The sequence below is a fragment of the Thalassobacterium sedimentorum genome (assembly GCF_031127905.1).
Classification (GTDB): domain Bacteria; phylum Verrucomicrobiota; class Verrucomicrobiia; order Opitutales; family Coraliomargaritaceae; genus Thalassobacterium; species Thalassobacterium sedimentorum.
In genome coordinates, this window is the sequence record NZ_JARXIC010000034.1 from 1 (window position 1) to 15,336 (window position 15,336).

At 50.1% G+C, this 15,336-nt stretch carries 10 protein-coding genes; 6 read left to right on the top strand and 4 right to left on the bottom strand.

What is annotated here, in order from left to right:
* Positions 1-34 precede the first annotated feature (34 nt).
* Together QEH59_RS15360 and QEH59_RS15365 are read right to left on the bottom strand one after the other, a co-directional pair.
* A complete protein-coding gene (locus tag QEH59_RS15360; RefSeq protein WP_308986265.1) occupies positions 35-631 on the bottom strand; it encodes a type VI secretion system tube protein Hcp in 597 nt (198 codons plus the stop codon).
* 29 nt (positions 632-660) lie between these two features.
* Positions 661-2,175: a hypothetical protein gene (locus QEH59_RS15365; protein WP_308986266.1), complete on the bottom strand. Its 1,515-nt coding sequence runs from the start codon at positions 2,173-2,175 to the stop codon at positions 661-663.
* Between the two features lie 420 nt (positions 2,176-2,595).
* Here QEH59_RS15365 and QEH59_RS15370 point away from each other — a divergent pair, with 420 nt between their 5' ends.
* Together QEH59_RS15370 and QEH59_RS15375 are read left to right on the top strand one after the other, a co-directional pair.
* On the top strand, positions 2,596-3,855 hold the full coding sequence (locus QEH59_RS15370) for a M20/M25/M40 family metallo-hydrolase (protein ID WP_308986267.1): 1,260 nt from the start codon (positions 2,596-2,598) through the stop codon (positions 3,853-3,855).
* Between the two features lie 515 nt (positions 3,856-4,370).
* Positions 4,371-4,796, top strand: a complete 426-nt coding sequence (locus QEH59_RS15375; protein WP_308986268.1) for a (2Fe-2S) ferredoxin domain-containing protein — start codon at positions 4,371-4,373, stop codon at positions 4,794-4,796.
* 4 nt (positions 4,797-4,800) lie between these two features.
* On the opposite strand, the gene QEH59_RS15380 is transcribed toward QEH59_RS15375, so the two are convergent.
* Complete coding sequence (locus QEH59_RS15380) at positions 4,801-5,607, bottom strand: hypothetical protein (RefSeq protein WP_308986269.1); 807 nt, start codon at positions 5,605-5,607, stop codon at positions 4,801-4,803.
* Between the two features lie 688 nt (positions 5,608-6,295).
* On the opposite strand from QEH59_RS15380, the gene QEH59_RS15385 reads away from it, so the two are divergent.
* From QEH59_RS15385 to QEH59_RS15395, 3 genes are all read left to right on the top strand, one after another.
* A complete protein-coding gene (locus tag QEH59_RS15385) occupies positions 6,296-7,369 on the top strand; it encodes an acyltransferase family protein (RefSeq protein ID WP_308986270.1) in 1,074 nt (357 codons plus the stop codon).
* A 623-nt stretch (positions 7,370-7,992) separates the two neighbouring features.
* Complete coding sequence (locus tag QEH59_RS15390) at positions 7,993-12,111, top strand: tail fiber domain-containing protein (RefSeq protein WP_308986271.1); 4,119 nt, start codon at positions 7,993-7,995, stop codon at positions 12,109-12,111.
* Between the two features lie 2 nt (positions 12,112-12,113).
* Positions 12,114-13,058: a hypothetical protein gene (locus tag QEH59_RS15395; RefSeq protein ID WP_308986272.1), complete on the top strand. Its 945-nt coding sequence runs from the start codon at positions 12,114-12,116 to the stop codon at positions 13,056-13,058.
* A gap of 58 nt (positions 13,059-13,116) precedes the next feature.
* Here the strand turns inward: QEH59_RS15395 and QEH59_RS15400 are convergent, their stop codons facing one another.
* The gene (locus tag QEH59_RS15400) at positions 13,117-14,817 is read right to left on the bottom strand and encodes a GH39 family glycosyl hydrolase (protein WP_308986273.1); all 1,701 of its coding nucleotides are present in this window, start codon (positions 14,815-14,817) and stop codon (positions 13,117-13,119) included.
* 261 nt (positions 14,818-15,078) lie between these two features.
* On the opposite strand from QEH59_RS15400, the gene QEH59_RS15405 reads away from it, so the two are divergent.
* Positions 15,079-15,327, top strand: coding sequence for a hypothetical protein (locus tag QEH59_RS15405; protein ID WP_308986274.1), 249 nt, complete (start codon positions 15,079-15,081; stop codon positions 15,325-15,327).
* Positions 15,328-15,336 lie beyond the last annotated feature (9 nt).

The following is a 15,336-nucleotide window of genomic DNA, read 5'->3' on the forward strand; positions in this document are numbered from 1 at the left end:
TCTTTGCTATACATTCCGATGGCAGCAGTGATGCCTACGGGTAAGTCGTATCATTCGTTTGACGGTTCCACGTAGTGGAACCATTGCTAGTTGCAGTGGCGCTATTATCAAGCGAGGAGGTCTCAAATTTCATTGACTTCCAAGCGAGTCGCACATTGACCACAAGAGAATCGCCCTCGGTCGCTTCGATTGCAACTGCAGCAACATAGACCTGAGACATCTCAATCTTCATAAAGACCCAATTTCCGCTAGCTGCACCTGGGGCTGCTCCAAAGATTACCCCTTCAAGGGTGAGTTTAGGCACATCGACTCCTGACACGTAATGTGTCATCAAACTCGAATACGCTTTAGTATCTGCAGTAAGGATGAGTTCGAGATCCTGCCATTCATGGTCGCTGAAGTGATTCCCGGCAGCAGAAAAATCAATGTATCGCTCTCCCACGAAACTGAAGCTCGAAACTTCGATAGCTTTTGAGTGGCTGTATGGTTCAGCCACAGTGGAGCCGAAAATACCAGATTCAGTCGACGACCCTGGTGTATAAAGGAAATAGCGCGCACTGCTCTGAGCATGGACCGCTAGCGATATAAATTGAAGGCAGAGAAGGGAGAATAGGATCGTTCGAATTTTCATTAATTTACTTTGGTTGAGTTAGGTTTAAATTATGGTGCGAGTGGTACGTATTCAGTTATAACACGAGCGAAGAGGCGGCTACCACCGGCCGCGGTTCGTAGGAAAAAGACTGCTTGCCCCTCTTGAGTCTCGACCTCGAGCACACCGATATCGCCCTCAGGCAGGGTGTCCCAATTGATGAGATTCTCAGAGGTCTGCACACGGTAGCGGAGAGGCGCATCGCTACGCGCTTCGAAGAGGACAGTGAGGAAGTCGGGTAATGGTTCCCTCGCAAGAAAAGGCAAGACGCCACTGCCTGTTCCGCTGATTCCAGCCTCGCTGTCGCCTATCGTCGGATCACGAAAAAAAGCGAACTCTTCAATCAAGGTGAGCCCGTCACCGTCGAGGTCGCTATCGAGCTCGAGGTTCGCACCATGCAGTCCAAACTCGACCGCCCAATCGATAAAAGGCTGGCGCGGAATATGGCTCATGCGCACGGAGTAGTTGGGTGCATCCACGGTGGGTTCTGAAAAACTGAACATTAGGTAACGTGTATTGAGTGGGGCTGCAAGATATGTAGATGCGCCGATGATAAAGTCTTCTGGAATATTGGTCGGCGTGGAGAAGGCGCCGTCGCCACTGATCTTATCGGTGTAGAAGTTTGTGCCCGCATCGATGGCAGTGGGCAGACGGTCAAATTCGGCGCCGGCTTCGATCTCTTCAGTTTCGGTGAATACACCGAGCAGTTGATTGAGGCGACGGTTTGTAAAGCTCACACCGATCCGTTCTAGTCGCAGATAATCGCCTACACGTATCGAAGGAAAGAGCGTCTGCAGGTCGACAATGTTCTCAAAGTCTGTGACCGCTGAGGTGGTCGCTGCAGTGGCCTTACGTCCAATCAGACCTTCGTGTAGGTAGGACTGAGCGGGACTCACAGTTACAGTTTCCGTGCTGGCAACTGGAAGATTACTAGGGTCGCTCTCTGCAACGCGCTTTACCTGAAACTGTGGAGCCGCGACAACGAAGCGATTCGAATTGGTCGAACTGAGCTCAAGGATGCCAATGGCTCCCGTCGGATCGATCAGTCCGAGATAGGCAGCTTCGCCGCCAGTGCCAGGACTCGGCACTGTGATGGAAGCAATAAAAGATCCACCGGCAGTGTAAGCGGTCGCGGTGTATTCGACTGCGATGCTTTCTGTGGCTTCAATATAGACCCCGAAGCCTTGCACATCGACCGGCGGATAAAGAAAGACAGATCCCGTCCCCGAATTTTCCAGCAGCACACCGGACAATGAAAAACCAGCTCGGTTCACAATACTGAGCGCATCACCTTGAACTTCCATGGAAGTAGAACCGTCTGAGCTTAGGATTTGAGTGCCGTCCGGAACGGCAGTCCCATCGATCGAGCTGAACTCCGTCCAAGAAGCGGAAAAGTCGAGCCGCAGGTTCCCCTCTACCTCTACTGCAAACGGAACCGCAGGCAACGTTAGACACGAGCCCAAACCGAAGAGTAAGGCGACAACTAACCAGCGCACACTCCCTAATATACGGAAATCACAAAACATAATTTCACAGTCAGCGAAAAACATACCAAATCAAGACTGAAGGCGCCATGTGGCAAATTTGTAACAGTTCTAAAAAAGTTTTCTCCCCGAATGACATAGAATTCCAAATATAAATCATTCCGTTAGGGGCTATCGCCTTTAGAATCTAACTTAAGATCGAACCCTAACTCCCCTATCCTGAGGCGACTTTGCCCCGATAACACGTAAACAACTAAGACCTCAAAAGGCGGCACTTCGTAGTTCTTTGAATGACTTCCAAACCTTGGCATCGAAGACGAGGGCGAAGCTGGCCGGGCGTCTAAAAAAGGTTCATCGTCATTCTTAATTACGCGATCTTGTGATCCGCTAAATCTAGAGAAGACATACGCAGACCAGCTTTTTGTTTGCTTGGACCGAAGCTCGTTTACATAAGCTAGGCGCATGGGACTTGAGGCAATACAGTGGGGCCAGGAGCAACTGATGGAGGTTTTAAATGCTAAACTGCCCGACGCCCTTGCGCGTCTAAAACAGTGGGTCGACATCAGCTCATATACATTGGACCGTGCGGGTGTTGAAGCACTGGCACTGCAGATCGCAAACGATTTTGAGCCTTTGGGCTTTCAGGCGACACGCTTACCGAGCACGGATCCGCTCTATGCTGACCACTGGATGCTGGAGCGCAAGGGTTGCCAAGCTCAGGGGCGTTCTGTGGCCTGTATCAGTCATTTAGATACCGTATTTCCGGAAGAAGAACGTGTGCGCAATACATTTGAATGGTCGGAGGACGGCACGCGCATCTATGGGCCCGGCACTGTGGATATTAAAGGCGGCACTGCGGTGATCTATCTGATGCTGGAGGCGCTCTTAGACATTGATCTCACCTTTGTTGAGCAAGTCGACTGGCGCATCTTTTTGAACTCCTCGGAAGAAGTCTTAAATCCGGAATTTGCTAAAGTGGTCCGCCCGCACCTAGATGCGCAGACACGAGCCTGCTTGGTGTTCGAAGCCGATGAAGCTTGTGCGGTCAAACAATCTGGATTGGTAAGTCAACGCAAAGGACGCCTCACTTATCGAGTGACTGCGTCCGGACTGGGGGCACATGCAGGCTCCGCGCATCACGAGGGAGTGAATGCGATCGCCCTGTTGGCACCGATTGTACAGCAAATCGAGTCCTGGACTGATTATGACAAGGGACTGACCTTTAATGTGGGCATGATCCACGGCGGCGAAGGTCGCAATCGCGTGGCACAGAGCGCCTCGCTCGAAGGTGAAATGCGAGCCTTCGAGCCGCAGGCGTTTGCACACGGCAAATCGATGCTGCTGGCCTTGCCTGGCGCCGCCCCTCTCACAGTCGCTGGTAAGCAGCGGACAGGAATGCTGGAGCTGGAAATTTTGCAAGAAGATGGAGCCTGGCCGAAGAATGCCGAGAGTCAGTCCATGGTAGAGACCTGGCAAGCCGCCGGCGCAGAACTGGGTATCGAAGTGTATGGCACACCGCGCGGCGGCTTGAGTGATGGAAATCATTTTTGGGAGTCCTACCCCACCATCGATGGGCTCGGCCCCTCGGGAGGCAACTTGCACGCTTCCGAGCGTTGTGAAGCTACCGGCAAACGACCTGAATATGTGAACCGGGATTCCTTCGTGCCCAAGGCCTTGTTGAATTGTTTCGCGCTGAAGCGCTTGCTGGCATGGGACGTATGAGGCAATGCCCGCATCAGCCAAGTCCTATTCGAAAAAAGTTTGGTCCTAATAGATATGTCTTTTGTAACCTCGGTTCTCGCCAGTCCTAAGCTCGTCGAAAGGGGGACCGGGGCGATGCCGATCGGCCCCCGAAACAAAGTTTCGAGGCTACGCAAAGGCCAAGCTTATAGATCATATATTCTTAGAAGTGGTATAAGTCGCTCGGAGGCTAGATTCCATGCGGCGTGTCACAAGTGACAGCCCTACGTTCCCTCGACTCCAAAAGTGGACTCAAAGGGGGGGAGCCGACTGGAAGGTGCAGATCGCTAAACGCCTTCGAAAAAAAACGACTGCCAAAACCCCATGGATCAGCGAACGCCTGCAAATGGGCACCCAAACTACCTGAGTAATCAGGTCAACCGGTAGCGATCTTTATATTTTTGCGTTTGCCCGCTTGTTGCCCCTTTAGTCCCCTGACCACGAGTGTCCAAAACAGGTTTTGAAAAGTAACCTCACATGCGCAAAATGGGAATTGAATGACTCAGAATCCAACAGACACCGCCCCGGATGATGCAAACGTACATGCTTCCCCGGATATGAAAGACGAACTCAAGAAAAGCGCCGCTTCCCTCGGAATCACGAAATACAAGCGCCACATCTTTCTGTGCGCAGCCCCAACGAAACCAAAATGTTGCGAACCAGCACCCAGCCTGGAGTCGTGGAACTATTTAAAGCAGCGCCTAAAGGAGCTAAAACTCACCGGACCGGAGGCACTCGTTTATCGATCAAAAGCCAACTGTCTCCAAGTCTGCACACGTGGTCCCATCGCGGTGGTGTATCCTGAAGGGACCTGGTATCACTCCTGCACCCCGGAGGTGCTGGAACAAATCATCCAGGAACACTTGATCGGCGGCCAGCCCGTCGAGGCCTTTGCTTTTGCCCAGAATCCGTTGGCCGAGTAAGGAACTACCTCCGTCTCAACGCAACCAAACCGAGGCTGATGAATCCAAGCAATAAAGAGTAAGCTTTCGGCTCAGGAACGAACACTGAGGAACTCAAATTATCGAGCTCCACCGAATAGTTTTCCAATGTCGCAAAGTAAAGAAATGTGCTGCTATCCTCGCTCAACGCACTAGAACGGTCGCTAGCGGTAATTGAATCATGTTCAGCCAGCACGTTCCCGCTTCCGTCCACAGTGGAAACGGACAGAACCAAATCATAATTAGCATCCAGACTATTGTAGCTATATGAAAATTTTGCTTGGTAAAAAGTGTCAGTGCTTAAACCGCTCATACTCTTCGACGCGATGCTAGAAGCCGAAGCTGTTCCATCGTACTGAGTCATCGAAATGCCGTTCAGTCCGACATTAGCCTGAAAACCGATTTGCGGCAATGAACCGTTCAAAGGAACTCCCCCGGCATTTAAAGTATAGCTAGCCGAATTGGTGACCCCCATGAGCAAATTAGCCCCTTCAGCGTTAGAGCTCTTCCAGAGAAATGAAAACGAAAAATCATCTTTATTGCCTGCAAATGAGGTATCATACACATAGGACGTTGCGCCAGCTGCGGCCGCGACACCTTTAGTAATTCCACCATTTGATCCCAAGCCAGCACTCGTGCTGTGCACAAATGGATGGTTCGTACCCGCTGCATTTATTTGAGTAAAATTGTCGTCCAATTGACTGGAGAGATTCAAATCAAAAGTAAATATGGCCGAATGCGCATTTAGGACAAACATCGCCAATAAATTAAGACTGATTACTGCAAGTTTCATAGTAATGGTGTGTGCTTATAAGTGAGGTTAAATGTGCTGCTAGATTGAGCTAATTCGACGCATATCGAGTGCATCATCTGCGCAAAAAATCTCAAAAAAATGGATTAGGCTAGCAAAAAACGACTACGCCGACCTGGGTCTGCGTAGTGCGGTGAGTCAGAGAACACTGGCCCCGATGATTAATGCGACATGACCCGAATGGCACGGACTGAAGGGGCTTTGATGCTAAAATTGTAGGGGCTTCACTTGTGAAGACCGCGTCTGAGAAGTGGCTCGGCAGCTAGATTCTATGCGGCATGCCACAAGTGGCAGCCCTACGTTTTACATGCATCGTCACTTGCTGATATTCTCGATGAAGCCACTTAAGTCCGTGCCATTCCGACATGCCCCGCAAACAACGGATTGATGCAAGCGTAGCGAAAATCCTCATACGCTGGGGCGGCTGATCATGTCATCAGCCGTGAAAACTCCTGCTCCACGCAAGCAGCTACGGCAACGATTGCTGCCTTTTAGCATTGCGGCAAAGCTGTAAAACAAAGAATCCTCTCTACAGGCAGCCATACAATTTTAGAGAATATCGGACGAGCCACTAAATCTTCAAACTGTGCAGTGAATGCATTTGAATTCTCAATACCGCCTTATTTCTTTTATAATGTCGCAGTCAATCTTGCTACCTTCCCAAAAAAACTTGAACTCATCTGAACAAAAACTAGCCTCAGCCGCGGATCTTAAACGGTCAATACCGATACTACGCTTCCTCGCGGTGCTTGCGATCGTAGGCCTACACTCTCAAACAGTTTTTATCGCCGATCAGAATGCCAATCTATTTGATCGGTTTTTTCAAGAATGGACAACCAGCTGGCTACTGCGAGCGGGGCTCCCAGTCTTAAGCGCGATCTCAGGATTTCTAATGCTTAGAGGTTGGCGGCAAGAAATCTCATACTATAATCAAAAAATTCTGCGCAGAGTTCAAAGTTTACTCATCCCGTTCATCTGCGTCAGTTTTTTAACGATTTTCGCATATGCACTAATACAAACCTTACCGGGAACACAGGCCTTTTTTGCGCCTCCACTGATTAGTGACTGGGACCTGGCAAATTGGTTAAACAGGAGCATCATAGATCCTCTAAACTATCCGATTTATTTCCTGAGAGATCTGTTTCTGATAGCTCTACTCGCACCATTGCTCGCATTCTTACTTAGGCCTAGCCTCTCTGCATACATCACATTAGGAGTATTCTTAATCCTCAGGTGGTGCCAACAAGACTTATGGATTTGGAACATACGATTGCTGGCATGGTTTTCGGCGGGAGCTGCCCTAGGCTTACATCCCGAATGGCGCTGGCGCCCTCATCGTAATTTACTAATCGGCGCCTGCTTGCTTTGGTTGACACTGACTGGCTATGGAGCTTGGGAGGCCACTGTTACTGGAATTCGCTCTCGCGACTTAGGACAGCTAACTAAACTACTTGGGGTCGGCGTATTCTTCTACGCAACCTTATCGATACGCAAAGACAGCAGACTGGATAATGTACTCAAGTATGTCGTCCCATGGTGCTTCCCTCTGTTTCTTTTTCATAATCCGATTGTAAATATAGGAAAGAAAATCCCCATGAAATTCATTCATAACCAGGCAGTCCTACCTACGATTGCTTGGTTGGGTGCTTGGTTAGGTGCAGCGATTTTCCTAGTCTACATCCTAGCCCCCGTGGGAGCTAAATATGGAGGTAAACCATGGAAATTGATTACTGGAGGTCGTTAACGAAACAGGGGGCCGATGAGGTGAGCTATCTTCGACGAAGCCGCAGATAGCTAATCGGAAATAACCATTTACTCGACCATTACTCTCAGGCGCGACACGCTGGTCTCAAAGCACAGGTATTCGGGCGATCAGGTCAAAGCACAAAAAATCAGCGAGTTGAGTCCGGTATTAGAAATCAGTGCAGCTGGCATCCGCTTATACCACTTCTAAGAATATATGATCTATAAGCTTGGCCTTAGCGTAGCCTCGAAACTTTGTTTCGGGGAGCGATTGACATCGCCCCGGTTCCCCTTTCGACGAGCTTAGGACTGGCGAGAACCGAGGTTACAAAAGATCGCCCCGGTTCCGAAAACCAAGGTTACAAAAGATATATCTATTAGGACCAAACTTTTTTTCGAATTGGTATTAGAACTATTATACCAACCAAAGGATCGCAAAAGCGCGGAGCCAGTCGAAATACAGGCAAAAAGAAATTAATGACCTAATTAAGCTAATCTAATTTGCTAGTTGACAGTATGATGTAGATCGCCATGAAGGCGACATATAACCGTCGGTTAGGTGTGCTTGAAGCGACTGCCTAAGTTCTTTTGATCGGCACTTCGGAACACTCTATAACCGCCTGCATGAAAGCAAATTCTTCGTATCTTTCCACGTGCCTGCTCTGCGCACTCACGTTGGCTATCTCCACCATTCATGCTGCCGAGCCGCCACGGGTGCTGAATCAGCAAGGACGCATCGCAGTCAGTGGTGAGAATTTCACTGGCACTGGTTATTTTAAATTTGTCTTGATAGGGCCTGGGCCGACGACGCTATGGTCGCATGATGGCTCGGGCTTCAATGGTGCGGAGCCTTACGGTTCTCTACAGATCCCCGTGGCGAATGGCCACTATGCAGTGGGCTTGGGCGATGCCACAATGACAGCGATCCCTGCCACCCTCTTTCCTGAGAACAGCGAAGTGAGTCTGCGCATTTGGTTCTCCACCAGTAATGGAGGCCCCTTCGAACAACTGACGCCTGACCGCACGATTTCTGCAGCAGCTTACGCATTGAGCGCTGCGGTTTCGACTGGTTTGCAACTGCCTGCGACCTCCGATCATGAGACCGGTGTTGTGACACAGGATGGTATGCCCTTCCTTCACAGCTTTGGTCCATACAATCTATTTCTAGGTCAAAACGCTGGAAATTTCACCCTGGGAGTCCCTTCAGACGGTGATGCCAATACTGGCATCGGCTATCAGGCCCTAAAGGCACTGACAGTCGGTGATAACAACGTCGCGCTTGGAACATTTACTCTAAACAACAACACTTCGGGGACTGGAAACACGGCTGTAGGCAAAGAAGCAATGTCGCTGAATGTAGATGGGAGTTATAACTCAGCTTTCGGACTGGCAGCGGGCATCAGCAATGTATCAGGCAATCAGAACGTAGCATTAGGTTATTCTGCACTCCTAATCTCGAAAGGAAGTCACAACACTGCCATCGGTTCTTTCGCGGGCCGCGATCTTACCGATGGTGACCACAATATTATGCTCGGTTCTGATGTATGGGGCGTCATAGGCGAATCTAACACGACGCGGATTGGCGCAAACCAGAATCGAACCTTTATCGACGGCATTCATGGAGTGAGCCCTGCCGGCAGCAGCCTAATGCCGGTCGTCATCGATAGCGACGGGCAACTCGGCACTGGCGTTTCCGGCGCACCTTTGATGCTTGGAACCAGTGGTAATGCAGCCCTTGAGTTTAAGCCGAACAATACCTTGGCCTTACGCTTATTGCCTGGACTTAGCGATGGTTCAGGCGTGGCGAACATTCTGGGCGGATATAGCGGTAACTCAATCAATACAGCAGCGCAAGGGGCGACTATTTCCGGCGGTGGGCTATCGGGCGAAGCAAATGCAATCACTTCGAATCTTGCGAGTTACGCGGTCATCGCAGGCGGACGCAATAATACGGCATCGAATGTTCAAGCAGTAATCGGTGGGGGCTCGGGCAACGTGGCTTCAGCAGCATCCAGCACAGTTGCTGGGGGCCGCAGTAATACTGCGAGCGGCGAAGCTTCCACAGTGAGTGGAGGGGCGTCGAACACCGCCAGCGGTGAAAACGCGACCGTTCCTGGCGGCGTATTTAACGACGCGATCGGCCAAAACTCATTTGCCGTGGGTGGAAACGCAAAAGCAATTCATGATGGAACCTTTGTCTGGGCGGACACGGAAGGTGAGCCGACTGTTGGAGCACCGTTTGCCTCCACAGGTCGCGACCAGTTTCTGATCCGCGCCACCAACGGCGTCGGGATCGGCACCAATACCCCACAGGCTGACCTTGAAGTCGCTGGCACGATACGCGCAACGAGTTTGGAGGGCGATGGTGTCCATCCATTGTTACTTTCAACTGAGACGTCTCAGCCAATGGAAATAGAGGTGAATGGCCTGCGAGCGTTTAAAATCCAACCAGGCGACGCCTCAAATGATTATGTAAATAACATGACGTCAGGTGTAGGCACTGCAAGTCTCATCGGGGGGTATGCTGAGAACGTCATCACCCCCGGCTTGGACGGCGCAACGATCAGTGGTGGTGGCGGATATATAAACTTCGGTGGTTATGCGTCACTTCCCAATGCCATCATTGGAACCGGAGATTACGGGACTATCGGAGGTGGATATGCCAATGAAGTGAGTGGTGCAGCAGCCACAATTGGCGGGGGGAGGAGTAATCAGGCTGCTGGTTTGCTGGCTACGGTTCCGGGCGGGGAATATAATCGTGCGGACGGTAAATATTCGTTCGCTTCGGGCCGATACGCCCAAGCACTTCATGACGGTACTTTTGTCTGGGCGGATTCGACAAATACGAGTTTACCTTTCTTCAATTCCACCGCAATCAATCAGTTTCTTATCAGCGCTACGGGAGGCGTGGGCATTGGCACGAATGATCCACAAGCCGCTTTGGACGTAAATGGCATCATTCGCGCGACGGGCTTCGAGAGTGTGGGTGCGCCTCTGGTGTTATCGACTTCAGATGATCAAGCTGTCGAGATTCAGGCGAATGGTCAGCGGGCCGTCCGCTACGAATACACAACAGCGACCAATGCGCCAAATATTTTGGGAGGCCACTCGGAAAATACCATTGGCTCAAACTCGGCCAGTTCGATCATTGCGGGTGGTGGACAAAGTTCGAATCCTAATGAGATCGGGACGAATTCCGCGTTCGCCACGGTGAGTGGAGGTATTGATAATACAATTACAAACAGTCTAGCTGCGACGATTGCCGGCGGCGCAACGAACAGCGTTTCAGGGCTGTATGGCACGATCGGGGGTGGCTATAATAATCAATCGAAACAATTCTCGACCGTAGCGGGCGGCTATTTAAATAATGCGTTTGGCAACTATTCCAGCATAGTCGGCGGATCCTCCAACACGGCCTCAGGCAATAGCTCGACGGTCGGAGGCGGTTTTGGTAACGAGGCAGCGGGGACGTATTCGAGCATCCCGGGCGGAAACGGGAACGAAACTTCGGTCGATGCCAGTTACGCATTCGCCGCAGGGCGTCAGGCAAAAGCGAACCATCCAGGCACTTTTGTTTGGGCGGATTCGGCTAATGATGCGGCATCCGCGGACGATTTTGTTTCAACGGGGATCGATCAGTTTCTGATTCGTGCTACAGGCGGCGTGGGTATCGGCACCAACAATCCGCTAGCAGATCTACATATTATTTCAACGGAGGAGAACCCGAAAATAATACTCCAATCAGGATTTGACTACGGTCAAATGGGCTACTTAGAAGGTGCCGGAGGACCGTTCGTAATTAGTGCGCATTCAGTTATAAACGCCACGGACTTGAAATTGAGAACCGATGGCAAGGTGCTCATCAATTCAGTCGATGGCCTCGAGCCGATCCTTAAATTGCAGTCCGATGGAACCAATGAAATTTCAGGGCGAGTGTCGATGCGCCAGTCGAATGATTCGGGATTCGATATGTATTACGATGGCACTGCTGATGTCGAAGGTCTTGTTTTTGAGGCCTTTGGTGCTGGCTTTTCCAATGGGAAGTCGATGTTCATGGATCTCACCAGCGGCACAGTAGGAATCGGAACGATCAACCCCGACTCAAATCACAGATTAGTCATCGAGAACGAGGCTTCCGACGACGTTCTGCGACTCATCGGCCCTGATGGCTTGGAGGGCTACGGGGCTCGGCTGAATTTTGGAAATGCCGACTACGTCTATATAGAAGAGCCTTTTGATGATGGCTTACAAATTCAGGCGAGTGTCGTAGGCATCGGCGGCATCCCAGGCTCAGCTTCCTCTGGTGGCGCCAAGCTCCAAGTGTTGGGGAATATCAGCGCAACCGGAACGATTACACCATCCTCTGATCGTAATCTTAAGAAAAACTTTGAGCCTATCGATCACGCAGCGATCCTCGAAAAAGTCGTCGCCCTACCCTTACAACGTTGGACGTATAAAGCAGAGACCGATGAGGTCCGCCACCTCGGGCCGATGGCTCAGGATTTCAGTGCAGCATTTGGCCTTGGTCTAAACGACGTGACCATCGCTACTGTCGACGCGGATGGCGTTGCTCTGGCCGCGATCCAAGGCTTGAACGCGAAGTTGGAACGGAATCATGCCTCTAAGGAGAATCGTATTGCCGAACTAGAACGAGAAAATAGCGAACTCCGGGAGCGAATGCAGCAATTGGAGAACATGGTCCATTCACTGGCTGCCGCTGCGAATAATTCCAACACGCTCTAGCCATGAAAAACCTCATCTCCAGCGCCACCTGCTTACTGGCACTTGCTCATAGCATGCCCGCCGCGCAATCCGTGAGCAGCGGAGGCGATTATACCTTACTACATGCCCCTGCAGGCGATGCAAACGGTGGCGGACAAGTGTCTAGTGCGAGTCAGTCCATCGTGGCGCAAGTGACGGTGGGCGATATGTTTTCAGGTGGAGTCAGCCATGTCACTGTCTCTGACTTCCAATCGAAGCACAATTTCACTGGCCAACTTTATGATGTAAAGAGTATCGAAGTGAGCGCCAGTTCCACGACGGTCGACGAAGGCAGTACAGGTCAGATCTCTGCAATAGCGACTTACGACGATGCCACCACCCTCAGCTTAGCTGGCACGACGGGGACTCAGTGGGGCATTGAAACTGGAATCGCTGCGATCGATATTTCTACCGGAACCATCACTGCCGATACTGTGTATGAAGATGTCCTGACTACTGTCGAAGTCACACGTGAAGGAGTGGTGGGAGCGCTGCCACTAACGATCCTCAATATTGATGTCGATAACTTCGCTCAATATGGTGGCGATGCGATCGATGATGACTGGCAAGTGCACTATTTTGGTCTACCTCCCAATGCAAATGCAGCGCCCGATGCTAATTTTGATAATGACCCACACGACAACTATTTCGAATTCTTGAGTGGCTTTGATCCCACCGACGCAGCCGACTTCTTTCAGGTCACAGTCGAGGGCTTCACGGCAGAGTCCACCCTCGCAATCAAGCTCAACAAAGTCATCCCCGGTCGCCTGTATACTGTAAAATCGAGTCCCGACCTAGGGCAGAGCGTTCCCTTTGCCACGACAGAATCACCTTTTTTAGTAGTAGACGAGGCGGTCGACCATGTCTTCGAAGACACCGATGCCACGCTGGAGGCAAAGTTTTACACGGTAGAAATTTCCCTGCCCTAACTTGTATTACTATCTCAACTAGTGTCTAACATACACTCAGGCGACCAAGGAACATAGATCACTTCGCATTAGGAATTCCAAGCACCAGTAATTCAGGCGGTCCTAATTCCACAGTGACTGTCGTCTCGAACCCCATGGACTCAATAACACAAGAATCATGCGTAATTGGCTGGTATGTCAAAGAGTCCACCCATAATTGCTCATATTTACTCTGAGCTTCACCGACCATTTTTTCGGCGAGTCGACCAATTCCCATTTGACGCACAGTACCTAGACGATCAGGCCTTGAAACAAAATCCTCTTCCAACAATCCCGCGGCACTAAGATCTCTACGAATTTGATCATGGATGGATGAATCCCGGTTTAAACGTACCGCATTTACAGGCTTCCCAGCGAGCCTGCCAAGTTCATGGGGCAAAGAGAAGGTCACGAATTCCGAGGAGTGGTTCGCAATATCACGGTTGTATGACGAAATTAAAATCATCACACGATCTTCCAACTTCACTGCCAATGCCAACTGATCTGTTCCAACTGTGGATATCGTCGAAGGCTCGAGTAAGAACGCTTCGCCACCACGCATAGCATCAAGCACACTCATGAGCCACGCAATCCCTTGCGGCACATAATCCAATTGATTATGTTGATTACGATAGCGATCCAATACTCCCCAATGCCAAAGACGCTGAATGCCTACCTCACGTAGACGAAGCATCATCTGGCATGTCAGTGCTGCGCCCAATGCACCGGGTTCCGCACTGGAAAAAACTCCCTTTGCGACCTCCCCCCAGGGCGCAATGCCAAATTCATGGATCTCGCGGGAAACTCCTTCAAGCTCAGGCGCAATATCCTCAAAAACCTCCCATACCGCATGGCATATTTGTGCATGTGCCAATGGGTCGTCCCCCGGTCGAAAATAGCGGGAATACGCAACCCAATCAAAAGGAGTCGAACTTTGCCCATCGACTACATTTTGCTCGTTCACACAGTGCTCAGCCAATTCAAAAGCTCTGACATTATGCCTCTCACGTACACCAACGACACTGACTCCTGAAATGTTATAACAACCAATATCGACACCTGGCAGCACAGAACGCACCGCAGCAGCCGTATTCTGGTAATGGAAGACGTATTCCTCATGCGTACCGTCAAATCTTTGCCGTCCACCATTCTCTGTGCCCACGCGAAAACGCAATTGATTGGCCTGATCACGTCCAAGAATACGAACTAATTCTTCACATACAGCTTGAATGAATCGATACCACTCCTCAGGGTCTTGAGGCGGCGCACTCTGCCCCAAAGACCCGGCCCTGGGACTCTCGGGAAAGCACCAAGGAACATTATCCAATACAATCGTCAGATCTGTACTATACCCATTTTCAATATACGGTTGCAATCGCGGCTGCAACAAATGCATCCGGTAAGCGATCTTACCATCACGGTTTCGATACGCGAGATCGCGTTCGCGCACATCCGATAGAGATTTTTGATCTTTAAAGCCTCCCAAAATTCGAACCATACTCAGATGGTCAGCAAAAAGTGACTCCTTAACATAAGGGCGTTTACGATATGCAAAGTGACCTTTCTGCATGTAATCTGGAACAGTATCCAAAGCCTGTCCCCCTTCGTGAAAAGGCCCAAGAGCCGCCGAATAACGCCAGAAGGCATCCAACTTTCCAAGTGGTACAATCGTATCCGGCTCATCAGCAACGACCGTAAATGCGAGAGAAAGCAATACAGCTAATCCTAAAAAATGTTTCATATAAAATGGGGTATTGTAAATAAATGGGAGAACTCAATCCCCACAAATCAGCCATCTTCATTAGATTCTAACGAAAATTAATTCAACTATTTTACTTCATATGCTCGGTAAAAACTTACAACTCTGAACATCAAGTTGATACAGAAATCATTTACAAAAAGATTTATAGCAACAGCACCCTCCCCCCAAAAAAGGTCTTAAACCACTTCAACTACAATCCTAGTCACTTGACTACGAAAAACATTGGTAGATCCTATAACAATGACTACACCCAATGAAGAGAATTTTAAATACTACAAGAAAGCCGAAACAAAAGCACTGGAAATACTGGCCGAGATGAAAGCGACCACGCCCAAGAAAATGGACATCGAGCTTTCGCTATTAGTCGCGATTTTCGAACTGCACAAAGGCGAAATGCCCGCTGAAGCGATCAGCAAAATTGTGCAAGGGCACTTAGAAACAGTGGAACCTTATTACGCCTCGCAGGCATCTAAATCTAAAGAACCTTAACTCGCCGAT